Raw genomic sequence first — 22,355 nt, 5'->3', positions numbered from 1 at the left:
GGCCTGTCCTATTTGGTCGGTGTCGGCGCTTCGATCTTTCTCAGTTGCGGATCGACCTTCTGCCCCGGAATGGCCCGCAGCAGGCCCGCAATGACGACGCGATCGTCCGGCTTCAGGCCGCTTTCGATGACGCGAAGCTCAGCTTCCAGCGGGCCGGTGACGACCTTGCGCTGTTCGATGACATTGTCGCCATTCACGACCAGCACATAACGCCCGGCCTGATCGCTGCCGAGCGATACATCCGGCACCAGCAGGGCGTTGTCCTGCTGGTCGATGGACACGCGAACGCGAACATAGAAGCCCGGCAACAGGATGCGATCCGGATTTGGCAGAACACCTCGCACCGGCAGCGTACCCGTCGACTGGTTGATGGTCGGCGAGATGTAGTCGATCTGGCCCTTGTGCGGAAAACCAGTCTCGGTCTGCAGTCCGATCTCGATCGGCAGCCGCCTGAGATCGTTCACCGTCAGTCCGCGTCGCCGGGCTTCATCACGGATGCGCAGAACGTCCTGTTCGTTGACGTTGAAATTCACATAAATCGGGTCGAGCTGCACGATCGTCGCAAGCTGGGTCGGCGACGCGACACCAACCAGTTCGCCAACCGACACCAGATGTGCGCTGACGATGCCGTCAAACGGCGCAATGACATTCGTATAACCGTAATTGACGGCCGCGATTTTAGTGTTGACCTGCGCCTGCTGCAGATTGGCTTGTGAATTTTCGCGTGTCGCCGTCGACTGCTCGAGCGTTGACTGCGCAACAACCTGCCGGGATACGAGGTCCGACTGGCGCTTGAAATCCGATTCCGCCTGCTTTGCAGACGCCTGCGCACCGGCTTCCGCAGCCTGCGCCTGTTCAAGCTTCAACTGGTATGTCTCAGGCTCGATCGTGAACAGCGTCGTGCCCTGCTTGACGAAGGAGCCGTCCTGGTAGTTGATCGACTGCAGAACGCCCTGAACGCGCGCCACGAGATCGACATTCTTGATCGGTGCTGTATTGCCTGTCGCTTCGAGGAAGCGCGTGATGCCGCGCTGCACAGGGACCGCCACCTCAACTTTCGGCGGCGGTGGCTGCACGAAAGTGTTTTGCTCGCAGGCACTTAAAAAGAGACTCGCCAGCGCGATGCTTGAAACACGCATGACCGTGACATGCTGCAGCTGCTCAATGCGGGTTTTCGGTCCAGATGAACAGGCGCGCACAAATCGCATTGTCCTGCCTCAGTCAAAAGACTCTCAAAAAAAGCCTTGGCCAAAAACGACAGCCGCCCGCATCAATAGCAACAATCCACTTGTAGTGAAACCGAAACCGTAAAATGATGTCGGACCGAAGTTGTTTTGCGAATGCCTTTCAGAACTCACGCTTCTTGAAGATTTTACGCAGTTGCCCTGACTAACTGGGCGGTAGCAACGAGGATTTCAGCGATGAATTTCATGTTCGGCTTGGCCGCGCGATATCGCGTATCGATGGCTACTATCATTCTAATCGCAATCGCGAGCCCCACCTTTGCGCAAGCGCCGAGCCAGGCGCAGCGTGACGCGATCAAGACGCAGTGTCGCTCGGATTACATCGCGCATTGCTCAAACGTTCCTCCTGGTGGAGAAGCCTCGCTGCAATGCCTGCAAAAGAACATGACTAGTCTTTCTGCGGGATGTGCGGGCGCGGTGCGCGCAGTTCAGGCGCCAACTACGGCACCGAAGGCCACCGCTCCAACGCCTGCTGCAGCGCCCAAGACAGAAGCAACACCACCGGCTACCAAGCCCGCGCCCGCCACTGCCGCACCAAAGGCGGCGGTGAAAAGCACAGCCCCGCCACCTGCTGCGGCAGCCACAACCGCTGCGCCTGCTGCCGCCGCTGCTCCTGCACCTATCGTGCTGCGGCCGATGCGGCCACGCGAAGAATTGCTTGTGATGAGATCGGCATGCGGCGGCGACATCAGATCGCTCTGCGGCGGCGTAGCGCCTGGTGGCGGCCGCATCGTGCAATGCCTGGCCAGCAACAGCGCATCACTTTCGCCGGCTTGCACCAGCGTTCTTGCGCCATTCGCTCAACGATGAACACGATGCGCCCGGCAATAGGTGGGATCACTCTCCACGGAAGGCCAAAATCAACTGGATCAACCGGACAGACAGAATGACGTAACAGAGCGACATGATGATCTGAAGCGCCACGTGCCATTCCAACTTTGCGAGCTTGTAGAGGCCATCGAGGAAATTCAGCAGCAACAAAACAATTCCGAACAGCATGACACCGCGACCGACAAGACCGTGGCGCAAATATCCAAACAGGACGATCAGGGGCTCATTGCTCGACACATGCGCCCCGGCCGAGATGATCAAAGTGCCGATCACCATCTTTTCGACGTGACTGAATATTTCCTTTGAGGCGGGCTCGATATGTCGACCGTGAAAAGTAAGCCACCTGGTTCTGAAATCCGACATGCTTTCTCCTGTTGAGATCAACACCGGGCAAAATCGTCCCATCGCATGTTTCTGGTCGGCAAGGATTTGTATTTAGGAGATTGAATAAACGTTCTGTCGGATCGAGACGCAAGGCGGCGTCGCAAGATTTCTCATTGACCACGCAGCCTTTGCGTCTCCTGCGAACTACTCTTTGCGCGTGAAGCCACTTCTCATTTGATCGTTCTTAATTCCGCCTACTGAAGCCCACGAACCTTTCTTCGTTTGTTTTGCCAACCAACACAGCCGGGAGATCACCATGCGTACTTTCTTAATGATGGTTGCAGCCGTTCTCGCATTCGGCACGACGATGACGTTTGAAGCCACCGACGCCAACGCCGTCGTCTGCGCACGCGGCGTTTACCGTGCCGGCTGCGCCGGCTATCGTGGCGCCGCGGTGGTGCGCCGCCCGGTGGCGGTCGCGTGCCGCACCGTCTGGGTCAATGGCGTGCGCGTCCGTCGCTGCTACTGAGCGACGTTGGCTCGGCCAGCCCAAATGCAAATGCCCGGCACATCTAGCGAAGCTTGCTTCGCGCTGGCCGGGCATGACGCATAATGAATTTTAATTGGGTCGGAGGTGACGCCTCAGATCCCCGACATCATGATGTATTTGATCTCAACATATTCTTCCATGCCGTGATGCGAGCCTTCGCGGCCCAAACCCGACTCCTTCACACCACCGAACGGAGCGACTTCGGTGGTGATGAGGCCGGTATTGACGCCGACCATGCCGGACTCCAGCGCTTCCGCAACACGCCAGACACGGCCGAGATCACGCGAATAGAAGTACGATGCCAGACCGAACGGCGAGGCGTTGCACATGGCGATGACATCGGCTTCGTCCTTGAAGCGGAACACCGGCGCGAGCGGGCCGAAGGTTTCTTCCTGCGAGACCAGTGCATCCGATTTCACATTGGCGAGCACCGTCGGCTCGAAGAACGTGCCGCCGAGCGCATGGCGCTTGCCGCCGGTGACGATCTTGGCGCCGCCCTTTACCGCATCGGCGATGTGGCGCTCGACTTTCTCGACGGCCTTCTCGTTGATCAGCGGGCCTTGGGTGACGCCCTGTTCGGTGCCGTCGCCGACCTTCATCGCTGCGACCTTCTTCGACAGCTTCTCGACGAACTGATCGTAGATGCCATCCTGCGCATAGAGGCGGTTGGCGCAGACGCAGGTCTGGCCCATGTTGCGATATTTCGAGACAATCGCGCCTTCCACGGCGGCATCGATGTCGGCATCGTCGAACACCACGAAGGGTGCGTTGCCGCCGAGTTCGAGGCCGAGCTTCTTCACGCCGACCGAAGCCTGCTTGTAGAGGATCTTGCCGACATTGGTGGAGCCGGTGAAGCCGACGAAGCGCACCGCAGGATGTTCGCAGAGCACGAGGCCGATCGCCGATGCGTCGCCGGTGATGATGTTCAGCACACCCTTCGGCACGCCGGCACGCTCGGCGAGTTCAGCCAGCGCGAGCGCCGACAGCGGCGTCTCGTTGGCAGGCTTGATCACCACGGTGCAGCCGGCGGCCAGCGCCGGCGACACTTTGCGGGTGATCATCGAGTTCGGGAAATTCCACGGCGTGATGGCGCCGCAGACGCCGATCGGCTGCTTGATGGCGAGGAGCCGGGCATCGGCACGCTGGGTCGGGATGGTCTCGCCATAGACGCGGCGGGCTTCCTCGGCGAAGAATTCGATATAGGCGGCGCCGATATCGACCTCACCCAGCGCTTCGGCCAGCGGCTTGCCCTGCTCGGTGGTCAGGATCAGCGCGAGATCCTCGCGGTTGGCGATGATCAGCTCGAACCACTTGCGAAGGATATTGGAGCGCTGCTTGGCGGTGAACTTGGCCCAGGCCGGAAACGCCTTTTCGGCGGCCTCGACAGCCTGCGTCGTTTCCTTGGCGCCCATATTGGGCACCTTGGCAATTTCAATCTCATTGACCGGATTGGTCACCGAGGTCTCGCCGGTGCCGACCCAGGCGCCGTCGATGTAGCACTTGTCGCGCAGCAGCGAGGGGTCCTTGAGGCGGTCGCGCAGCGAAGGGGCGGTGGACTGGCGTGCGGCTGAGGTCGGTGACATGGGCGGTTCTCCTGCGGAAAGTGTCGCGAACGTATAGCCGCGGACTTGTAGAGGAGTATAGGCCCGAAAGCGCCCCTTGGCGGCGAATGGCAGCTATCGGCCGCAGGGGTATTTAACGCCCGAATTCAATAGTCGCAGAACGCCGCAAGCCCGATCAGGCCGCGCCGCGCATATAGGTCTCGCGCCGATCGATCATTCGCTCGAAAGCGATGCGGGCGTTGGCACGGTTGGTCGTGGAGAAGGTGCGGTATTCCAGCTCCGGCAGCATCGCTGCGTCGCTGCGACCGAACCAGGAAATAAACGATTTGGGCGGGGCCGAAATCTTCGCCAGCGCCTGCGCCAGATTTTCAGCCGCATCGAAAGCGAACAAGGCGCCGGTCTGCGCCACGCGAACTTCGAAAATTCCTGGACCGATCGGGGCCTCGATGCTCTCGCCACGGGAAGCGCGGGGATAATGTTTCCAGTCGGTCCAGTTCGCGATCATCGTCTGTCTCCGCAGCTGACACGCTGCATCAGGTACTCATGGTCTTACGGATTAGTGTCGGAAGGCGCTTTGACGTTCACGTCATTTTTTGAACACAGCTGCGCCAATTTCGTTCCAAGGCGCGATCGAACTCGCTCCCATGCCCGATATGGTTCCCCTCAGATGTTAAAACCAGCGCAAATGTAATCACATCCGCGAGACCGACGACCTCGCGCCCAAGTTGAATGTCCACGCCGGAAATCGGTAAGGTCAAAGAAAATCGGAGAGGAAACGGATGTCAGTTCAAGTCGAGATTGACCGGATTCTGCAGCAAGCCAGCGAAACAGGTGCGATTCCCGGTGCCGTGGCGATGGCTGCGACGCGGAACGAGATCATTTACCAAGGGGCGTTCGGCAAGCGCGACGCATCCAAGGATACCACCATCACACCGGACAGCGTGTTCTGGATCGCCTCCATGACCAAGGCGATCACGGCAGCTGCAGCGATGCAGCTGGTGGAGCGGGACAAATTGACGCTGGATGCACCGCTGGCGACCGTGCTTCAGGACCTCGCGGAGACGCAGGTGCTGGATGGCTTCGACAGCGAAGGCGCTCCGAAACTACGTCCGCCGCGCCAACCGATCACCTTGCGGCATCTGCTGACCCACACAGCCGGTTTCTGTTACGACATGTGGAACGGCGACATGGTGCGCTATCTTGAGACAACCGGCATTCCGCCGTTTCGCTCCGGACTGAACGCCGCCATGAAGGTGCCGATCATGCGCGATCCCGGGACCCGTTGGGAGTACGGCACCAATATCGACTTCGTCGGCAAGGTCGTCGAGGCCGTCAGCGGCGAACGCCTTGACGCCTATTTCCGAAACCATTTGCTGGCGCCGCTTGGGATGACCGACACCGCCTTCGTGATTGGCGGCGACCAGCGCAAGCGCCTTGTTGCCGTGCACAGCCGCGGCGTCGACGGTGCACTGACCCCGATCCCGTTCGAGATCAAACAGGATCCGGAATTCTTCGCCGGTGGCGGGGGACTCTATGGCACCGCCCCCGACTACATCAAGTTTACGCAAATGATGCTGAATAACGGGACCGGCAACGGCAATCGGATATTAAAGCCAGAGACCGTCGCGCTGATGAGCCAAAACCACATCGGCGAACTCAACATGACGCCGATGGCTTCAGCGGTACCGACCGCCAGTAACAATGTCGACTTCCTTCCGGGCATCGACAAGAAATACGGGCTCAGCTTCATGATCAATACGGCGCAGTCAGCCGAAGGCCGCAGCGCCGGCAGCCTTGCCTGGGCCGGACTCGCCAACACCTATTACTGGATAGATCCAGCGCGAGATATCACCGGCGTCATCATGATGCAGGTGCTGCCGTTTGCGGATTCGACTTGTTTAAAGGTGTTTTCGGATTTCGAACGCGCCGTTTATGCGGAGCTGCATGCGAAGAAGGCGGCGTGAGAGCCGCGATGCGCTGATCTCTCACCACGTCATGGCCGGGCTTGACCCGGCCATCCACGACTTTCCTCTCTTGCCAAGACGTGGATGCCCGGCACATCTAGCGAAGCTCGCTTCGCGCTGGCCGGGCATGACGACAGAGAAGAAAACCCAAGAAATGCAGTCTTAAACCGGCAACCCGTTCTTGCCCGCCAGGTCCTTCAGCGAAACCTGGGGACGCGCGCCGATATGCTGGATGACTTCAGCGGCGGCCATCGCGCCGAGCTTGCCGGCATTCTCATAGCCGGCGTTGCGCACCAGGCCGAACAGGAAGCCCGCCGCGAACAGATCGCCTGCACCGGTGGTATCGACGAGCTTCTCGATCTTGTGTGCAGGCACTGCAACGACGCCATCGCTCGATGTCACGACACAGCCCTTCTCGCTGCGGGTGACGACGCCGAGCTTGGTGTCCTGGCCGAGCTGCTTGAGCGCCGCATCGAAATCCGTGGTTTCGTAAAGCGAGGTCAGTTCGGCCTCGTTCGCGAAGATGAGATCGACGGTGCCGGACCGCATCAGGTCGAGAAACTCGGCACGATAACGACCAACGCAGAACGCGTCCGACAACGTCAATGCGACCTGACGCTTGGCGTCATGGGCGATCTTCGAGGCCTTCACGAAGGCTTCCTTGGCGCTGGCGGGATCCCACAAATAACCTTCGAGATAGACGATCGACGAGGCCGCGACCGCAGCGGCGTCAATATCGTCGGGCGTCAGATCCTGCGCAGCACCGAGATAGGTGTTCATGGTGCGCTCGCCATCGGGTGTCACCAGGATGTAGGAACAGCCGGTGGCCGGACCGCCGGTGGCGGGTTTGGTGTCGAACGCAACGCCGGCCGCACGGATGTCGTGGGTATAGAGCGTGCCGATCTGATCATCCTTGACCTTGCCGACATAGGCCGCGCGGGCGCCGAGGCTGGCGAGGCCGACGATGGTATTGGCGGCCGAACCGCCGGACATTTCGGTGGCAGGGCCCATCGCCTTGTAGATCGCGGTGGCGCGGGCTTCGTCGATCAGCGCCATACCGCCCTTGGTCATCTCATGCGCGGCGAGGAACTTGTCGTCGGCCTGCACCAGCACATCGAAAATCGCGTTGCCGATTCCGAGCACGTCATATTTTGCTGAGGTCATTAAGAATATCCCGTTGCGGCAATTGCGATGAGGCTGAAAATCCGTTTCAACTCGTCTCGCGGTCGCCCAAGTTGAGCCGTCGGTAAAGGCCGGTTTGATGGCTGCAGCGACTATCACGTTCTGCCCCGCGCCAGCAAGGACAGCCCCTTACGATGGTTCTATGATCCGTTCCATCCTGACCGTTTCCACGGGCACTTTGGCGTCGCGATTGCTGGGCTTTGCCCGCGACGCAATGGTGGCTGCGCTGCTCGGTGCAGGCCCGATCGCGGATGCTTTTCTGGTCGCGTTTCAGCTGGTCAACGTGATCCGGCGGTTGCTCACCGAGGGCGCGCTGAATGCGGCGCTGATTCCGGCCTGGCTGCGCATCCAGACGACGCAGGGCGCGATCGCAGCCACAGCTTTTGCGGGTCGTGTGCTCGGCACCATTAGCGTTGCGCTGATCGTCGCGACGATCCTGATCGGTTTTGCGATGCCGCTCGTGATCGCACTGCTTGCCCCGGGTTTCGTCGGCCAGCCAACGCTGCAGCTCGCCGTCGACAATGCGCGATTGATGCTGCCCTATCTGGCCTTCGCCGGCCCCGTCACGGTCATGATGGGACTGCTGAACGCGCAACAACGCTTCGCGGTGACCGCATTTTCGCCGCTGCTCTTCAACATCGCCCTGATCGCCGTCATGGCCCTACTGCTAGTGTGGCGGCAAGAGCCAGACACTGCCGCTATGGCCATGGCGGCCACTGTGGGCATTGCCGGGCTGCTACAATTGCTGATGCTGATCTTGCGGAAATCTGGCGGCAATCTTGCGGCGCCTTTGCGGCTGTCGTTCGATGGCGAGATGCGCGGCTTCTTCCGCAAGGCGTTGCCTGGCATGGTCGCCAATTCCGGGCCGCAGCTTCTCATCGTCACCGGCGCAATCATCGCATCGACGACTCCGGCTGCCGTATCGTGGCTGTATTTCGCGAACCGCCTGATTGAACTGCCGCTCGGCATCGTCGGCACGGCCATGGGCACTGTGCTGGTCCCCGCATTGACGCGCGCCGTGCGATCAGACGATCAAGCCGCCATCGCGCAGGCGGAATCGCGCGGGTTTGAACTCGCGATCGGTCTCGCATTGCCGGCTACGCTCGGACTGATGATATTGAGCCATCTCATCGTGCAGTGTCTGTTCCAACACGGCGCGTTCGGCGCGAGCGACACGATCTCGACTGCAAGCGCGCTGATATGGCTGGCTTTGGGCCTGCCCGCTCAGGTGCTCGTGAAAGCCTTGTCGCCAGCCTTCTTCGCACGCGAGGACACGACGACGCCGCTGCTGGCGACGCTCGTCGGTTTGGTAATCGCAATCATCTTCGCACTGGTTTTGAATAGGCCATTCGGTACGAGCGGCATCGCGGCGGCGATCGCTCTGGCTGCGTGGGGCAGCGCGATCTTTTTGATCGTCCGGAGCGCAGCAGCTTTCGGCTTCTCGCCCGACCATGATGCAAGACGCCGACTGCCGATCATTGTCCTGTCGTCGCTGACCATGGGCGGCCTGCTATGGCTCGCCGCGCATATTGCCTTGCCCTGGACGGCGCAGGCCCACGGCCTGGTACGAGCGAGCTTGCTCGGCCTCCTGATCGTTGGCGGGCTGGCAATCTACGCAGCACTGCTCACCCTCTCCGGCGCCGTGCGCTGGGCCGAAGTCCGCGGCGCCCTCAAGCGATCACCGGCGGCCGGCTAGGGCAGATTGGCAATGGACGCCGCCCGGCGCCTATGGCAAGTCACGCCCCTTGGCCCGCATTCCACCACGGGCGCACAGGAACTAGACGATGGCTTTTACTCAACGGGTTTTTTCGGGCGTCCAGCCGACCGGCAATCTGCACCTCGGCAACTATCTCGGCGCGATCGTGAATTTCGTCAAACTGCAGGAGACGCATAATTGCATCTACTGCGTGGTCGATATGCATGCCGTCACCGTGCCTATTTCCGTGTGGGGCGGCCCGGATGAATTGCGCCGCAACACCCGTGAAGTGACTGCGGCCTTCATCGCCTCGGGCATCGATCCAAAGAAGCAGATCATCTTCAACCAGAGCCAGGTCTCCGGCCACGCCGAGCTGGCCTGGATTTTCAATTGCGTCGCTCGCCTCGGCTGGCTGAATCGCATGACCCAGTTCAAGGAAAAGGCCGGCAAGGACCGCGAAAACGCGTCTGTGGGTCTCTACGACTATCCGGTGCTGATGGCTGCGGACATTCTGCTGTATCGCGCCACGCACGTTCCGGTCGGCGAGGACCAGAAGCAGCATCTCGAACTGTGCCGCGACATCTCGCAGAAGTTCAACAACGACTTCTCCGAATCCATCGCAGCGCAAGGGCATGACGGCCCTTACTTCCCGATGCCGGAGCCTGTCATCACCGGACCGGCGACTCGGGTGATGAGCCTGCGCGACGGCACCAAGAAGATGTCGAAGTCGGACGCGTCAGACAATTCGCGCATCAACCTCACGGACGATGCAGACACGATCGCGCAGAAGATCCGCAAGGCGAAGACCGATCCGGAACCATTGCCGTCGGAAGAGAAGGGCCTGGAGCCGCGTCCCGAGGCCGATAATCTCGTCGGCATCTATGCGGCACTGTCCAATCGGTCGAAGGCTGACATTCTCACAGAATTCGGCGGCGCGCAGTTTTCGGGCTTCAAATCGAGCCTTGTCGATCTCGCTGTCGAAAAACTGTCACCTATCGCCGGCGAGATGAAGCGGCTGACGACATCCGATCTGACCTATGTCGATCAGGTTCTGGCCGATGGCGGCGAACGCGCCGGCGTCATTGCCGCCGAAACCATCAAGTCCGTGAAGGACATCATCGGCTTCGTCCACAAGCGGTAAATTCGCTATCGCATTCCTTTTCTCTGCCACAATCGACGCGACGCAAGTCATCCTTGCGTCGCGCTTGTCGAACGCCGCTGCGCCGTGGCAGCATGACACGATTGCCAAGCCGCTCACATTCTGGCGCATCAGACACGCCACAGCATCGGGACATGCATGAGCACCCAGCGACGTAGTTATGAAAGCGGCCACAAGCCGAAATGCCTCGTGGTCGTCGATGACAGCGAGGAATGGGATCGCGCAGTATATTACGCCAGTCGCTGGGCCATTCGTGTCGGTGGCGGCGTGGTAATGCTGCGCATTATCGACACTGAAGATCGCAACCAGCAATGGCTCGGCGTTGCCGACGTCATGAAGGCCGAAGCCGAAGAAGGCGCCAATGCCGCGCTGGACCGCGCCTCGGGCCGCGCCAATGGCATCGCCGCCATCACCCCTGAACGCGTGATCCGCGAGGGTGATCCCACCGAGCAAATCCTCGACGTAATCGACAAGGACGTCGACATTTCCATGCTGGTGCTGGCTGCCTCAGCCGGCGCGGAAGGCCCCGGCCCGATCGTCACCATGATGGCCAAGCTGGTCGGCTCGTTTCCGGTGCCGGTCGTCATCGTGTCGGGCGCCCTGAGCGACCTCGACATCGACGCCCTGTCGTAACCACCCTTTCGGACGGCTAAGGGACTGCGAAATAGGCCAAATTCGGCGATTTCGCGCCTTGATCGTGCGTTTTTCGTCGCCATCTGCTAGGGGATACTCACGCGCCGGCCTTGAACCGGCGACGCAGGAGAGACCGATGTTCATCCAGACCGAAGCTACCCCCAATCCCGCCACGCTGAAGTTCATTCCCGGCCGCGACGTGCTCGACAGCGGCACCATGGAATTCACCTCACCGGAAGCCGCAACGCGTTCGCCGCTGGCCGAAAAGCTGTTCGCCGTGAAGGGCGTCACGTCAGTGTTCTACGGCTCCGACTTCGTCACCGTGACCAAGGACGACAGCGACTGGCAGCACCTCAAGCCGGCGATCCTCGGCGCCATCATGGAGCACTACATGTCCGGCGCGCCGCTGATGGCCGACGGCAGCGTGAGCGGCGACGTGATCTCCGACGACGAGGCCGAATTCTTCAACGAGGAAGACGCCGAGACAGTCGATACGATCAAGGACCTGATCGAGACCCGCGTGCGCCCGGCTGTTGCGAATGACGGCGGCGACATTACTTTCCGCGGCTTCAAGGACGGCATCGTCTATCTGAACATGAAGGGCTCGTGCGCCGGCTGCCCGTCATCGACAGCGACCCTGCAGCACGGCATCCAGAACCTGCTGAAGCACTTCGTGCCGGACGTTGTCGAAGTCCGCCCGATGTAAGTTCGGTCGCACTGCGACACCTCAAAATGCCCGGGACAATCCCGGGCATTTTCGTTTCTGGAACTTGCCTTCGCTTAGCGACCGATGCTTGCGGCTTCTTCGGCGGCGCGCTGCATGCTCGATGACATCTCGTTCGTCACCGTGCTCTGCTCTTCGACGGCAGCCGCCGTTGCGGTGACATATTCGCTGACGTTCTGGATTTCCTGCTTGATCGCGTTCAGCGCATCGACCACATCGCTCGAAATGCCATTGAGGCTGCCGATCTCGCTGGCGATCTTATCGGTCGCCTGCTTGGCCTGGTTGGCCAGATTTTTCACCTCCGATGCAACGACCGCAAAGCCACGACCGGCTTCACCGGCACGCGCCGATTCGATGGTGGCATTCAGCGCCAACAAGTTGATTTGTCCGGTGATGTTGCCAATCAGCTCAACGATCCCGCTCATCGCCTGCGCTGCCGTGCTGAGACGCTGCGCTTGATCGTCCGCCAACTCGACCTTGCCCACGGCAGACATCGCCGTGGTCTTTGATTTCATCATGGCCTCAGAGATTTCGCGCACCGACGCGTTCAGTTCCTCGGCGCCGGCGGCGACCGATTCCATCATCGCCCGCACGCGTTCGCTCTTCATGCGCGCGATCACCTGCGCCGTGGTGTCGGTGGCATACTTTACGACCTTGTAGGGCTTGCCATTGAGATCGAGGATCGGATTGTACGAAGCCTGTATCCAGACTTGTTTGCCGCCCTTACCGATCCGCTGGTACTCCGCCGCCTGATAGTTACCCCGCTTGAGCGCCGCCCAGAATTCGCGATAGTCCGCACCGTCGCGCTCACTCGGCACAACAAACATACTGTGGTGCTTGCCCTGTATTTCCGAGAGCGCGTAGCCGAGCACGTCCAGAAAATTCTCGTTGGCGCTGAGAACGATGCCGTCCATGCTAAATTCGATCACGGCCTGCGACTTGCCGATGGCCTCGATCTGACCAGAGAAATTTGCCGTGCGCAGCTTCTGTTCGGTGACGTCTGACGCGAACTTGACCACCTTGATTGGCCGGCCTGTCTCATCAAGGATTGGATTATAGGTCGCGAGAATCCAGACCTCTTTGCCGTTCTTGCCGATCCGCTTGTATTCGGCGGCCTGATATTCACCACGATTGAGGCTGGCCCAGAATTCGCGATAGGCCGCGCCGTCGCGGGTTGCGGGATCGACAAACATGCTGTGATGTCTGCCTTCGATTTCCGCGAGATTGTAACCCATAACATTCAGGAACAAGTCATTAGCCGTGACAATCGTCCCATCGAGCTTGAACTCGATGACAGCCTGCGAACGACCGATGGCTACGATCTTGCCGGCATCGTCCATGCTGCGGATTTTCACTGCAGTTGTATCCATGGCAAACTTGATGATTTTCAGGGGCTTGCCATCATTCCCAAGGATCGGGTTGTAGGAACCCTGGATCCAGACTTCCTTGCCACCTTTGCCGAGACGCTTGAACTCGCCGGCCTGGTACTCGCCGCGATTGAGGTTGTTCCAGAACGTGCGATATTCCGCGCTGCTCTTCATCTCCCGCGTCACGAACATGCTGTGGTTCTTGCCGACGATTTCTTCCAGCGCATATCCAAGGGCGGACAGGAAGTTTTGATTGGCTCCAAGGATCGTGCCGTCAGCGCTGAACTCGATCACCGCTTGCGATTTTTTGATCGCTGCCGCCAGGGCCAGCCCCTCGCGCGCCTCTGAACTGCTCAACCAATGCAGCATCGAATCGCCTCCCATAAATATAATCGTATTCAAAAAATTAGACGAATAATTTCAGCCCGCATGAAAGCCACGCGCATCCGCAAAATGTCGCTTCCGAACGGTATGCTTATCTCATCGATCTCCGAAGAATTTATTAAGTGAAGCTTTTAACCAGAGCGAAACTGAAGCTGTCCACGGGCGCATTTCGCTCACGTTTGATGATCTCGCTGTCGTATCTTGTGAAAATATCTTTATGAGAAAGCGAGTAGTGGATGCACGCTAAAGCTGCCGCCCCCTCTCCGGCAGTAACGCGAATCACAGCACCATTGCGCGTGGAGCGATATTCTGCGAGTGGCAGGCGCAAACCCTCGCAAGCCGTGGTAGCGTCTCTTTTATGTTGATCCTTGCCATTGATACCGCCCTTGACGCCTGCGCCGCAGGCATCCTCGACACCCGCACCAGCAAGCTCATTGCGCATGAGTCCATGCCGATGAAGCGCGGTCACGCCGAAGCGCTGATGCCGCTGCTCGGGCGCGTCATAGCGGATTCCGGCATCGCCTTCGCCGACCTCGACCGTATCGCCGTCACCACCGGCCCAGGCAGCTTTACCGGGCTGCGCGTTGGCCTGTCGGCGGCACGCGGCATCGGCCTCGCGGCCAGCAAGCCCGTGGTCGGCATCACCACACTGACGGCCTATGCGGCACCCGTCGTCAGTGAGAACATGGATGCGCCTGTCATCGCCGCCATCGATGCGCGGCATGACCATGTCTATTTCCAGGTCGTCAGCGGTAACGGCACCTCGCTGGTGCGGCCGGGCGTCATCCCCATCGACGAGGCCCTTGAGGCCGCGCAGTTCGGCGCACCGTATCTGGTCGGCAATGCCGCAGAGATCCTGGCCGCGCGCTGGCCGTCCGATGCACCGGCGCCGCTGCGCGTCGATATGCAACCTGCTCCCGAAATCTCATGGGTGGCATGGCTCGGTGCCGCGGTGAATCCGGAGACCGCGCTGGCGCGTCCCTATTATCTGCGCGCACCCGACGCCAAGCCGCAAAGCAGCCTGATGCAGCAGGCCGCACTAGCCGCATCATGATGCCGGCCTGGTGGTCGCGCCTGTTCGGCCACGGCAATGCTGTGGTCGAGCCCGCCACGCTGCGCGACGCGCGACAACTCGCGCAGTTGCATGCGGCATCCTTCCATCGCGGCTGGGGTGCCGGGGAATTCGAACAGATGCTGCGCGAACAAAATACCCTCGTGCATCGGCTGAAACTGCGCGGCCGCCTCATCGGCTTCGCCGTTTCACGAATCGCCGCCGATGAAGCCGAGATTCTCTCCATTGCGGTGTCGCCCGGTCATCGCGGCCGCGGCCTGTCGCGCGATCTGTTTCTCACCCATCTCGGTCATCTGGCCGGTCGCGGCGTGCGTACCGTGTTCCTCGAAGTTGAGGAAAACAATCAACCGGCGCGGCGGCTTTATGACAGAACCGGCTTCGCAGTCGCGGGACGCCGCGAACGCTATTACAAGGAAGCGGATGGAGCGGAATTGAATGCGCTGGTGATGCGGCGCGACTTGTCCTGACGCCTGCGGAGTGGCAAAAGAAGCCACGATGGGATCCGGATCATGACTGCACTGAAATCATCTGCGATGAAGTCTGCTGGTATCGAGGCGCGCTGCGCCGCGACCGGCATGCGCATGACGGAACAGCGCCGCGTGATTGCGCGCGTTCTGGCGGAAGCCGACGATCATCCCGATGTCGAGGAACTGTATCGCCGCTGCGTTGCGGTGGATGACAAGATCTCGATCTCGACGGTGTATCGCACTGTGAAGCTGTTCGAAGACGCCGGCATCATCGAGCGTCATGATTTTCGCGAAGGCCGCGCGCGCTACGAGACGATGCGTGACAGCCATCACGACCATCTGATCAACTTGCGTGACGGCACCGTTATCGAATTCACGTCTGAAGAGATCGAGAAATTGCAGGCTGAAGTCGCCGCAAAGCTCGGTTACAAGCTGGTCGATCACCGGCTGGAGCTGTACTGCGTGCCGCTCGACGAGGACAAAACCACCAAGTGAGCGAATCAACCAAGTGAGTTCAGTTTCTTCGCGCTTCGATCTCGTCATCTTCGATTGTGACGGCGTGCTCGTCGACAGTGAGTCCCTCGCCTGCGTCGTCCACGCGGATGTCCTGACCCAGTTCGGTTATCCCATCACCGCCGATCAGGTGCATGAGCGTTTCCTCGGCCGGTCCGCGCGCGAGGCGCGCCTGGAAGTCGAGACCGAGCTCGGCCGCGTGCTGCCCGATGACTACACCGCGACGCTGAAAGCCACGATCGACGAGGTGTTCGGCGCGAAGCTGCAGCCGATCCCGCATATCGCCGAGACACTCGCAATATTGTCACAGCCGGTTTGCGTAGCGTCCTCGGGCACACCGACACGCATTCGCAGCAGCCTCACCACGACCGGGCTGCTCGATCGTTTCGATCCGCATCTGTTTTCCGCTCTGCAGGTCGAGCGCGGCAAGCCGCAGCCCGATCTGTTTCTGTTTGCCGCCGCGCAAATGAATGCCGCACCCGAGCGCTGCGTGGTGATCGAGGACAGCATTCCCGGCGTTACGGCGGGCGTCGCCGCCGGCATGACCGTGTTCGGCTATCACGGCGGCGGCCATTGCAGCCCAGCCACCGCGGCAGCCCTGACGGCCGCTGGAGCCCATCTCGTATTCGACGATATGCGGCAGCTCCCTGGCCTGGTGGTCAGGGGCGCACTGGCTGGCGAGCCCGTCGGCCTCGCCTAAGCCATTGCGAGCACTTATATTTTGCAGAAATGCTGGATTTTCCGAGCGTTAGCCTATAATTGAGCGCTGCGCAGCAAGCGCATTTCCAGCCCATTGCAGGTTCCATGACCGCGCCGCGCAAGCTGCATATCAAATCCTACGGCTGCCAGATGAACGTCTACGATGCCCAGCGCATGGTGGACACGCTGGCGCCGGAAGGCTTCGTCGAGACGGCCAATGTCGACGACGCGGATCTGGTGATCCTCAACACCTGCCACATCCGCGAGAAGGCGTCCGAGAAGGTCTATTCGGAGCTCGGCAAGCTGCGCGTGGCCAAGGCAGAAGCCGCGCAGGCCGGACGCAAGATGAACGTGGTCGTCGCCGGCTGCGTCGCGCAGGCCGAGGGCAACGAGATCATTCGCCGCGCGCCTGTTGTCGATGTCGTGGTCGGGCCGCAGAGCTATCACAACCTGCCTGAGCTGCTGAAGCAGGCGAAAGCCGGCGGCCGCGCGCTCGACACCGAATTTCCGGTCGAGGACAAGTTCGGCTTCCTGCCGCCGCCGAAACCGGCAGCGATTCGCGCCCGCGGCATTTCCTCTTTCGTGACCGTGCAGGAAGGCTGCGACAAGTTCTGCACCTTCTGCGTGGTGCCCTATACCCGTGGCTCCGAAGTCTCGCGCCCTGTGGCGAAAATCATCGACGACGTGCAGCGGCTCGCCGACAACGGCGTGCGCGAGATCACGCTGATCGGCCAGAACGTCAACGGCTATCACGGCGAGGGTCCCGACGGCCGCCCGTGGGCGCTGGGCACACTGCTTTATCGCCTCGCCGAGATTCCCGGCATCGCGCGGCTGCGCTATTCCACCAGCCATCCCCGCGATGTCGAGGACACGCTGATATCGGCGCATCGCGATTTGCCGGAGCTGATGCCCTTCGTGCATCTGCCGGTGCAGTCGGGTTCCGACCGGATTCTGGCGGCCATGAACCGGAAACATACAGCCGAAGATTATCGCCGCGTCATCGACCGTTTTCGCGACGCGCGGCAAGACATTGCTTTTACTTCTGATTTCATCGTGGGCTTCCCGGGCGAGACCGAGGAAGATTTTGCAGCCACGCTCGCGCTCGTCACACAAATCGGATACGCTGGCGCTTATTCGTTCAAGTATTCGCCGCGTCCGGGAACGCCGGCCGCGGATTTGCAGGAGACGGTGTCACAGGCTGACATGGACGAGCGATTGGTGCGGCTTCAGAACCTGATCGACAGCCAGCAATCGGCCTTCAACGCGGCCACGATTGGACGCACTGTGGATGTGCTGTTCGAACGCAAGGCGCGCAATCCCGGCCAGATCGTCGGTCGCACCGCTTACCTGCAGCCGGCCCATGTGATGGCTTCTGACGACATCATCGGCCAGGTGCTTTCGGTCACCATTGAGAGCCTTGAGCGCTACAGCCTGCTCGGCAGCCTCGCATCATCTCCAATTGCTAGTTCTCCAGTACCACCAGTGTTGCAGCCAGTCCGTTCTCACACCGTCACGGGAGCCTGAATTCTTGGCCAAAAGCGCATCGGATTCGTCTACGCTCGCTGTTCGCAAACTCGATACTCCACCGCAGGCCGAGACGCAGGTCGTCATCGACTTTGATGACAACCGGGCGGCCTCTTCGCTGGTCGGGCCTTATGGCCAGAACCTCGCGATCATCGAACGCCGGCTGAATGTCGTCGTCGATTCCCGCGGCAACCACATCACCCTCACCGGTACCCGCGACGCCTGCGATGCCGCCCGGCGCGTGCTCGAAACGCTCTATGCGCAGGCAGTGCAGGGCCATGACCTTGCCCCCGGCGATGTCGAAGGCACGATCCGCGCGACGCTGGCGCAAGGCACGCTGTTTCCGTTCGATCCCAAGGGGTCGAAAGCAGCCGCCTCGAATTTCGACACCATCAATCTGCGCAAGCGCCCGGTGCGTGCCCGCACCGCGACGCAAGACGCCTATATCCGCGCGCTGAGAAGCAACGAGCTGGTTTTCGGCATCGGCCCCGCCGGTACCGGCAAGACCTGGCTTGCGGTTGCGCAAGCGGCGATGCTGTTCGAGCGCAAGGAAGTCGATCGCATCATCCTGTCGCGTCCGGCGGTGGAAGCCGGCGAAAGGCTCGGCTTCCTGCCCGGCGATATGCGCGAGAAGGTCGATCCCTATCTGCGCCCTATCTATGACGCATTGTATGACCTGATGGACGGGCGCATTGTCGAACGCGCGTTGCAGACCGGCGAAATCGAAATCGCGCCGCTTGCGTTCATGCGCGGTCGCACGCTGACCAATGCCGCAATCATTCTCGACGAAGCGCAGAACACCACCTCAATGCAGATGAAAATGTTTCTGACGCGTCTGGGCGAGAACAGCCGCATGATCATCACTGGAGACCCCTCGCAGGTCGACTTGCCCAACGGCCAGACCTCGGGTCTCGCCGAGGCCGCGCGTCTGCTCGACGGCGTGCAAGGCATCTCGCAGGTGAAATTCACCGGCGAAGACGTGGTCCGCCACGAACTCGTGGCCCGCATCGTCGCCGCCTACGAAGGAACGCCGCAGAAGGCGGTCGCTACAAAGACCTGATGACACACTCATACGCTGACGACGGACCCGGGATCGGGTCCGTTCGTGAAAGAAGTTCGATACCGATGCCGACCTATTCATCTCCCGCGACAGAGGTTCTTGTTGTCGCCGATTGCTGGTCCGCGGAGGCCGATGCCGACGCCGTGATTCACCGCGCCATCGAAGCCGCCGCCGCCATGGTCGATACCGATACGGCCGACGCCGAACTCGCCATCATGCTCACCGACGACGCCGGCATTCGCACGCTGAACCAGAACTGGCGTGGCATCGACAAGCCGACCAACGTCCTGTCATTCCCGGCGCTGCAGCCGCCGGAAGGCGCGGACGAGCCCGATGACATGCCGCGCATGCTCGGCGACATCGCCATTGCCTACGAGACCACGCGCCGCGAGGCTGACGAAGAAGAGAAGAGCTTCGCCAACCATCTCAGCCATCTCGCCATTCACGGTTTTCTGCATCTGGTCGGTTACGATCATGAGAAGGACGACGAAGCCGAAGAGATGGAAGCGCTGGAGCGCGAGATCCTGGCAACGCTCGGGATCCCGGACCCCTATGCAGATCAGGAACGGGTGACCTGAGATGCCGGACGGCGACACTAGAAGCGATCATTCGAAGACCTCAAGCAATCTGCCTGCGGTGGTTCACGACGGCGAGGTCATGCGCCCGACGTCGGAGACCTGGCTGACCCGCGCGATCCGCTCGCTGTTCGGCTGGAAGCCGGGCTCGGTGCGTGCCGACCTGCAAGTCGTGCTCGACGCCTCCGCGCCGGACGAGACCGGCTTCTCCACCATCGAGCGCACGATGTTGCGCAATATTTTGGGACTCAACGAGCGCCGCATCGCCGACGTCATGGTGCATCGCGCCGATATTATCGCGGTGAAGCAGGACATCTCGCTCGGCGAATTGATGGGCCTGTTCGAGAGCGCGGCGCATTCGCGCCTGGTCGTATTCAACGAAACCCTCGACGATCCCGTCGGCATCGTTCATATCCGCGACCTGCTGGCATACATGACCGTGAAGGCGCGCAACGTCGTGCCGTCGACAGCCAAGAAGAAGAAAGTGTTTCCCGCGGGCCTCGACCTGCGTTCGGTCGATCTGGCGCAGACCGTCGTTGACACCGGCATCATCCGCAAGCTGCTCTACGTGCCGCCATCGATGCGCGCCATCGATCTGCTCGCGCAGATGCAGGCAGCACGCATCCATCTCGCACTCGTTGTCGACGAATATGGCGGCACCGACGGCCTCGTCTCTATCGAGGACATCGTCGAGCAGATCGTCGGCGAGATCGATGACGAACACGACAGCGACGAGCCGCCATCCATTGTCAGGCAGGGCGACAGCTTCATCGCCGATGCACGCGCCAGCCTCGATGACGTGCGCGCCATGATCGGTGAAGAATTCGAGACCGGCGAGGACGGCGAGGAAGTCGAAACGCTCGGCGGCTACCTCGTCACCCATGTCGGCCGTTTGCCCGTGCGCGGCGAAGTGATTTCCGGCCCTGGTAATTTCGAGATCGAAGTGCTCGATGCCGATCCGCGCCGCGTCAAGCGATTGCGCGTCGGCCCCCGCAAGGAGCGGCCTGCGCCGCGCACCCGCGAGCCGCGCCGCCGCGATACGACGTCAGACACAGGCGCAGCACCGTCCAATGACAATGTGAATACGCCTCCATCAGGCGACAGCGCGGGAACGCCGTGACATCACGCAGCCTGCGCTCGGTCGCACTCAGCATCATTCTCGCTTGGGGTTGGAAGCGCGCAGGCATCGCGCTGCTGGCCGGCGCGGTATCGTCGCTGGCAATGGCGCCGTTCAACGCCTGGCCGGTACTGTTCATCACGTTCCCCGTCGTCGTCTGGCTGATCGATGGCGCCGCCGCCGGCAAGATGCGCGGCATTCCCGCGGCCGCCATGGCGGGCTGGTGGTTCGGCTTCGGTTATTTCGTGCCGGGCCTGTACTGGATTGGCTACGCGTTCCTCGTCGACGCGCAGACCTTCGCATGGCTGTTGCCCGCCGCGATCTGCGGCCTGCCCGCCTATCTCGCGCTGTTCACCGCGATCGGTTTCGCGCTAGCGCGCTTGCTCTGGACCAAGGATGCCAGCCGCATCTTCGCGCTCGCCGCCAGCCTGACGATCGGCGAATGGCTGCGCGGCCACGTGCTGACGGGCTTTCCCTGGAATGCGTTCGGCTATGCACTCACCGAACCGCTCGCGCTGGCGCAGAGCGCATCGCTGGTCGGCCTCTGGGGACTGACATTTATCACTGTAGCGATCTTTGCATCGCCTGCGGTTCTGATCGACGGACGCTCGCGCACGCAGCGGCCGTGGCTAACGCCGGCGCTTGCGCTGGTGCTGCTCGTCGTGATGGGCACCTATGGCATGGCCCGGCTATCGCGCACCCCGACGCAGCTCGTCGCCAATGTGAAGCTGCGCATCATGCAGCCGAACCTGTCGCAAGACACGCGCTTCAACTATTCCGCCAAGGCGGATGTCATGAGCAGATATCTTGCGCTATCGGACCGCGCGACCGGTCCGCAGAATTCAGGCGTCGGTGCAGCCAATATCCTGATCTGGCCGGAATCCGCATTCCCGTTCTTCCTGTCGCGCGAACCCGATGCGATGGCGCAGATCGCCAATCTGCTGCCGAAGGGCACCGTGCTGGTCACCGGCGCGGTGCGCCCGCCGGATGCGCCGCTCGGCGTACGCATCACGCAGGCCTATAATTCCATTTACGTGATCGACCATGACGGCAGCATCCTGTCGACCTACGACAAACTTCATCTGGTGCCGTTCGGCGAGTATCTGCCGTTCCAGAGCTTCATGGAGAAGATCGGCTTCCAGCAATTGACCAAAGTCCATGGCGGCTTCATTCCCGGCACGCGCCGGAAGCCAATGGACATTCCCGGCGCGCCGCGCATGCTGCCGCTGATCTGCTACGAGGCGGTTTTCCCGGACGATATCACCACGCGCAACGATCGGCCGGGCTGGATCGTCAATCTCACCAATGATGGCTGGTTCGGGATTTCCACGGGCCCCTATCAGCACCTGCAGCAAAGCCGCGTCCGCGCCATCGAGGAAGGCCTGCCGCTGGTTCGCGCTGCGAACACCGGCATTTCCGTCGTGGTCGACCCTGTCGGCCGCCTGATCGCGCGGCTCGATCTCGGTGTCGAAGGCGTGCTGGATTCGGGATTACCAGCGGCCATTTCGCCGACGGTCTACTCGAAAATCGGCGATATTCCCGCCGCGATGTTTGTCGCGCTCGCGATCATTTTCGCCGTTCGGCGGCGTACGCCGGTACGTCACTAGCTTGATACTTGAAGCATTTGATATAGCTTGCAAGCTAGCTTTCGCCGCCTACCGAACAACCCTCTCGATGTGATTGCTTTTTAAGCTAGCTTTGTAAGCTT

23 protein-coding genes are annotated in these 22,355 nt (G+C 61.0%); 15 read left to right on the top strand and 8 right to left on the bottom strand.

Translation table 11 applies throughout. The features are described from left to right. Nucleotides 1–8 precede the first annotated feature (8 nt). The 3 genes from AB8A23_RS06030 to AB8A23_RS06020 form a co-directional block, all read right to left on the bottom strand. Nucleotides 9–1,139: an efflux RND transporter periplasmic adaptor subunit gene (locus AB8A23_RS06030; protein ID WP_439060148.1), complete on the bottom strand. Its 1,131-nt coding sequence runs from the start codon at nucleotides 1,137–1,139 to the stop codon at nucleotides 9–11. Between the two features lie 533 nt (nucleotides 1,140–1,672). After that, entirely contained in the window at nucleotides 1,673–2,023 is a 351-nt protein-coding gene (locus tag AB8A23_RS06025; RefSeq protein WP_439060149.1) for a hypothetical protein, read from the bottom strand. 58 nt (nucleotides 2,024–2,081) lie between these two features. Continuing rightward, the gene (locus AB8A23_RS06020) at nucleotides 2,082–2,480 is read right to left on the bottom strand and encodes a hypothetical protein (protein ID WP_439060150.1); all 399 of its coding nucleotides are present in this window, start codon (nucleotides 2,478–2,480) and stop codon (nucleotides 2,082–2,084) included. Between the two features lie 235 nt (nucleotides 2,481–2,715). On the opposite strand from AB8A23_RS06020, the gene AB8A23_RS06015 reads away from it, so the two are divergent. After that, nucleotides 2,716–2,928, top strand: coding sequence for a hypothetical protein (locus tag AB8A23_RS06015; RefSeq protein WP_089263345.1), 213 nt, complete (start codon nucleotides 2,716–2,718; stop codon nucleotides 2,926–2,928). 113 nt (nucleotides 2,929–3,041) lie between these two features. On the opposite strand, the gene AB8A23_RS06010 is transcribed toward AB8A23_RS06015, so the two are convergent. Together AB8A23_RS06010 and AB8A23_RS06005 are read right to left on the bottom strand one after the other, a co-directional pair. Next, nucleotides 3,042–4,532, bottom strand: coding sequence for an NAD-dependent succinate-semialdehyde dehydrogenase (locus AB8A23_RS06010; RefSeq protein WP_439060151.1), 1,491 nt, complete (start codon nucleotides 4,530–4,532; stop codon nucleotides 3,042–3,044). 154 nt (nucleotides 4,533–4,686) lie between these two features. Further along, nucleotides 4,687–5,016 carry a hypothetical protein gene (locus AB8A23_RS06005; RefSeq protein ID WP_120287595.1) on the bottom strand — a complete coding sequence of 110 codons (330 nt, stop codon included), beginning with the start codon at nucleotides 5,014–5,016 and terminating at the stop codon, nucleotides 4,687–4,689. Nucleotides 5,017–5,290: 274 nt separating this feature from the next. Here AB8A23_RS06005 and AB8A23_RS06000 point away from each other — a divergent pair, with 274 nt between their 5' ends. Beyond that, entirely contained in the window at nucleotides 5,291–6,475 is a 1,185-nt protein-coding gene (locus AB8A23_RS06000; RefSeq protein ID WP_120287596.1) for a serine hydrolase domain-containing protein, read from the top strand. 162 nt (nucleotides 6,476–6,637) lie between these two features. On the opposite strand, the gene AB8A23_RS05995 is transcribed toward AB8A23_RS06000, so the two are convergent. Continuing rightward, nucleotides 6,638–7,639: an adenosine kinase gene (locus tag AB8A23_RS05995; RefSeq protein ID WP_120287597.1), complete on the bottom strand. Its 1,002-nt coding sequence runs from the start codon at nucleotides 7,637–7,639 to the stop codon at nucleotides 6,638–6,640. A 160-nt stretch (nucleotides 7,640–7,799) separates the two neighbouring features. Between AB8A23_RS05995 and murJ the strand changes: the two genes are divergently transcribed. The 4 genes from murJ to AB8A23_RS05975 all read left to right on the top strand — a co-directional run bounded on the left by murJ (nucleotide 7,800) and on the right by AB8A23_RS05975 (nucleotide 11,851). Further along, nucleotides 7,800–9,353 (top strand): murein biosynthesis integral membrane protein MurJ, encoded by a 1,554-nt coding sequence (gene murJ / locus AB8A23_RS05990; protein WP_439060152.1) that lies wholly within the window; start codon nucleotides 7,800–7,802, stop codon nucleotides 9,351–9,353. An 88-nt stretch (nucleotides 9,354–9,441) separates the two neighbouring features. Further along, entirely contained in the window at nucleotides 9,442–10,494 is a 1,053-nt protein-coding gene (gene trpS, locus AB8A23_RS05985) for a tryptophan--tRNA ligase (protein WP_093757729.1), read from the top strand. 156 nt (nucleotides 10,495–10,650) lie between these two features. Continuing rightward, on the top strand, nucleotides 10,651–11,145 hold the full coding sequence (locus AB8A23_RS05980; RefSeq protein WP_089263331.1) for a universal stress protein: 495 nt from the start codon (nucleotides 10,651–10,653) through the stop codon (nucleotides 11,143–11,145). Nucleotides 11,146–11,281: 136 nt separating this feature from the next. Further along, the gene (locus tag AB8A23_RS05975; protein WP_089263329.1) at nucleotides 11,282–11,851 is read left to right on the top strand and encodes a NifU family protein; all 570 of its coding nucleotides are present in this window, start codon (nucleotides 11,282–11,284) and stop codon (nucleotides 11,849–11,851) included. A 74-nt stretch (nucleotides 11,852–11,925) separates the two neighbouring features. On the opposite strand, the gene AB8A23_RS05970 is transcribed toward AB8A23_RS05975, so the two are convergent. Both AB8A23_RS05970 and AB8A23_RS05965 read right to left on the bottom strand, forming a co-directional pair. Continuing rightward, on the bottom strand, nucleotides 11,926–13,605 hold the full coding sequence (locus AB8A23_RS05970) for a methyl-accepting chemotaxis protein (RefSeq protein WP_439060153.1): 1,680 nt from the start codon (nucleotides 13,603–13,605) through the stop codon (nucleotides 11,926–11,928). 133 nt (nucleotides 13,606–13,738) lie between these two features. After that, nucleotides 13,739–14,062, bottom strand: a complete 324-nt coding sequence (locus AB8A23_RS05965) for a hypothetical protein (protein ID WP_439060592.1) — start codon at nucleotides 14,060–14,062, stop codon at nucleotides 13,739–13,741. Here AB8A23_RS05965 and tsaB point away from each other — a divergent pair. The 9 genes from tsaB to lnt all read left to right on the top strand — a co-directional run bounded on the left by tsaB (nucleotide 13,979) and on the right by lnt (nucleotide 22,254). After that, nucleotides 13,979–14,674, top strand: coding sequence for a tRNA (adenosine(37)-N6)-threonylcarbamoyltransferase complex dimerization subunit type 1 TsaB (tsaB, locus tag AB8A23_RS05960; protein ID WP_439060154.1), 696 nt, complete (start codon nucleotides 13,979–13,981; stop codon nucleotides 14,672–14,674). The genes AB8A23_RS05965 and tsaB overlap by 84 nt on opposite strands. Beyond that, nucleotides 14,674–15,159 (top strand): ribosomal protein S18-alanine N-acetyltransferase, encoded by a 486-nt coding sequence (rimI, locus tag AB8A23_RS05955; protein ID WP_439060567.1) that lies wholly within the window; start codon nucleotides 14,674–14,676, stop codon nucleotides 15,157–15,159. The genes tsaB and rimI overlap by 1 nt, the downstream gene beginning before the upstream one ends. Before the next feature lie 42 nt (nucleotides 15,160–15,201). After that, entirely contained in the window at nucleotides 15,202–15,654 is a 453-nt protein-coding gene (locus tag AB8A23_RS05950) for a Fur family transcriptional regulator (RefSeq protein ID WP_068730031.1), read from the top strand. A 13-nt stretch (nucleotides 15,655–15,667) separates the two neighbouring features. Beyond that, nucleotides 15,668–16,372 carry an HAD family hydrolase gene (locus AB8A23_RS05945; RefSeq protein WP_320446012.1) on the top strand — a complete coding sequence of 235 codons (705 nt, stop codon included), beginning with the start codon at nucleotides 15,668–15,670 and terminating at the stop codon, nucleotides 16,370–16,372. 104 nt (nucleotides 16,373–16,476) lie between these two features. Beyond that, on the top strand, nucleotides 16,477–17,895 hold the full coding sequence (miaB, locus tag AB8A23_RS05940) for a tRNA (N6-isopentenyl adenosine(37)-C2)-methylthiotransferase MiaB (protein WP_439060155.1): 1,419 nt from the start codon (nucleotides 16,477–16,479) through the stop codon (nucleotides 17,893–17,895). 4 nt (nucleotides 17,896–17,899) lie between these two features. Next, a complete protein-coding gene (locus AB8A23_RS05935; protein ID WP_068730036.1) occupies nucleotides 17,900–18,955 on the top strand; it encodes a PhoH family protein in 1,056 nt (351 codons plus the stop codon). Between the two features lie 65 nt (nucleotides 18,956–19,020). Further along, on the top strand, nucleotides 19,021–19,533 hold the full coding sequence (gene ybeY, locus AB8A23_RS05930) for an rRNA maturation RNase YbeY (RefSeq protein ID WP_439060156.1): 513 nt from the start codon (nucleotides 19,021–19,023) through the stop codon (nucleotides 19,531–19,533). Nucleotide 19,534: 1 nt separating this feature from the next. Continuing rightward, nucleotides 19,535–20,650, top strand: a complete 1,116-nt coding sequence (locus tag AB8A23_RS05925; RefSeq protein WP_439060157.1) for a hemolysin family protein — start codon at nucleotides 19,535–19,537, stop codon at nucleotides 20,648–20,650. Next, nucleotides 20,647–22,254: an apolipoprotein N-acyltransferase gene (gene lnt / locus AB8A23_RS05920; RefSeq protein WP_439060158.1), complete on the top strand. Its 1,608-nt coding sequence runs from the start codon at nucleotides 20,647–20,649 to the stop codon at nucleotides 22,252–22,254. Before AB8A23_RS05925 ends, lnt begins: the two co-directional genes overlap by 4 nt. The last annotated feature ends 101 nt before the right edge of the window (nucleotides 22,255–22,355 follow it).

The organism is Tardiphaga sp. 619_E2_N8_4, from assembly GCF_051810905.1.
GTDB lineage: Bacteria > Pseudomonadota > Alphaproteobacteria > Rhizobiales > Xanthobacteraceae > Tardiphaga > Tardiphaga robiniae.
This window is presented reverse-complemented; position numbering and strand designations above follow the sequence as displayed.

Coding starts and splice junctions, on each gene's coding strand:
- AB8A23_RS06030 (WP_439060148.1), bottom strand. CDS start 1,139: ATGCGTGTTTCAAGCATCGCGCTGGCGAGTCTCTTTTTAAGTGCCTGC.
- AB8A23_RS06020 (WP_439060150.1), bottom strand. CDS start 2,480: ATGGGACGATTTTGCCCGGTGTTGATCTCAACAGGAGAAAGCATGTCG.
- AB8A23_RS06015 (WP_089263345.1), top strand. CDS start 2,716: ATGCGTACTTTCTTAATGATGGTTGCAGCCGTTCTCGCATTCGGCACG.
- AB8A23_RS06010 (WP_439060151.1), bottom strand. CDS start 4,532: ATGTCACCGACCTCAGCCGCACGCCAGTCCACCGCCCCTTCGCTGCGC.
- AB8A23_RS06005 (WP_120287595.1), bottom strand. CDS start 5,016: ATGATCGCGAACTGGACCGACTGGAAACATTATCCCCGCGCTTCCCGT.
- AB8A23_RS06000 (WP_120287596.1), top strand. CDS start 5,291: ATGTCAGTTCAAGTCGAGATTGACCGGATTCTGCAGCAAGCCAGCGAA.
- AB8A23_RS05995 (WP_120287597.1), bottom strand. CDS start 7,639: ATGACCTCAGCAAAATATGACGTGCTCGGAATCGGCAACGCGATTTTC.
- murJ (WP_439060152.1), top strand. CDS start 7,800: ATGATCCGTTCCATCCTGACCGTTTCCACGGGCACTTTGGCGTCGCGA.
- trpS (WP_093757729.1), top strand. CDS start 9,442: ATGGCTTTTACTCAACGGGTTTTTTCGGGCGTCCAGCCGACCGGCAAT.
- AB8A23_RS05980 (WP_089263331.1), top strand. CDS start 10,651: ATGAGCACCCAGCGACGTAGTTATGAAAGCGGCCACAAGCCGAAATGC.
- AB8A23_RS05975 (WP_089263329.1), top strand. CDS start 11,282: ATGTTCATCCAGACCGAAGCTACCCCCAATCCCGCCACGCTGAAGTTC.
- AB8A23_RS05970 (WP_439060153.1), bottom strand. CDS start 13,605: ATGCTGCATTGGTTGAGCAGTTCAGAGGCGCGCGAGGGGCTGGCCCTG.
- tsaB (WP_439060154.1), top strand. CDS start 13,979: ATGTTGATCCTTGCCATTGATACCGCCCTTGACGCCTGCGCCGCAGGC.
- AB8A23_RS05965 (WP_439060592.1), bottom strand. CDS start 14,062: ATGCGCAATGAGCTTGCTGGTGCGGGTGTCGAGGATGCCTGCGGCGCA.
- rimI (WP_439060567.1), top strand. CDS start 14,674: ATGCCGGCCTGGTGGTCGCGCCTGTTCGGCCACGGCAATGCTGTGGTC.
- AB8A23_RS05950 (WP_068730031.1), top strand. CDS start 15,202: ATGACTGCACTGAAATCATCTGCGATGAAGTCTGCTGGTATCGAGGCG.
- miaB (WP_439060155.1), top strand. CDS start 16,477: ATGACCGCGCCGCGCAAGCTGCATATCAAATCCTACGGCTGCCAGATG.
- ybeY (WP_439060156.1), top strand. CDS start 19,021: ATGCCGACCTATTCATCTCCCGCGACAGAGGTTCTTGTTGTCGCCGAT.
- AB8A23_RS05925 (WP_439060157.1), top strand. CDS start 19,535: ATGCCGGACGGCGACACTAGAAGCGATCATTCGAAGACCTCAAGCAAT.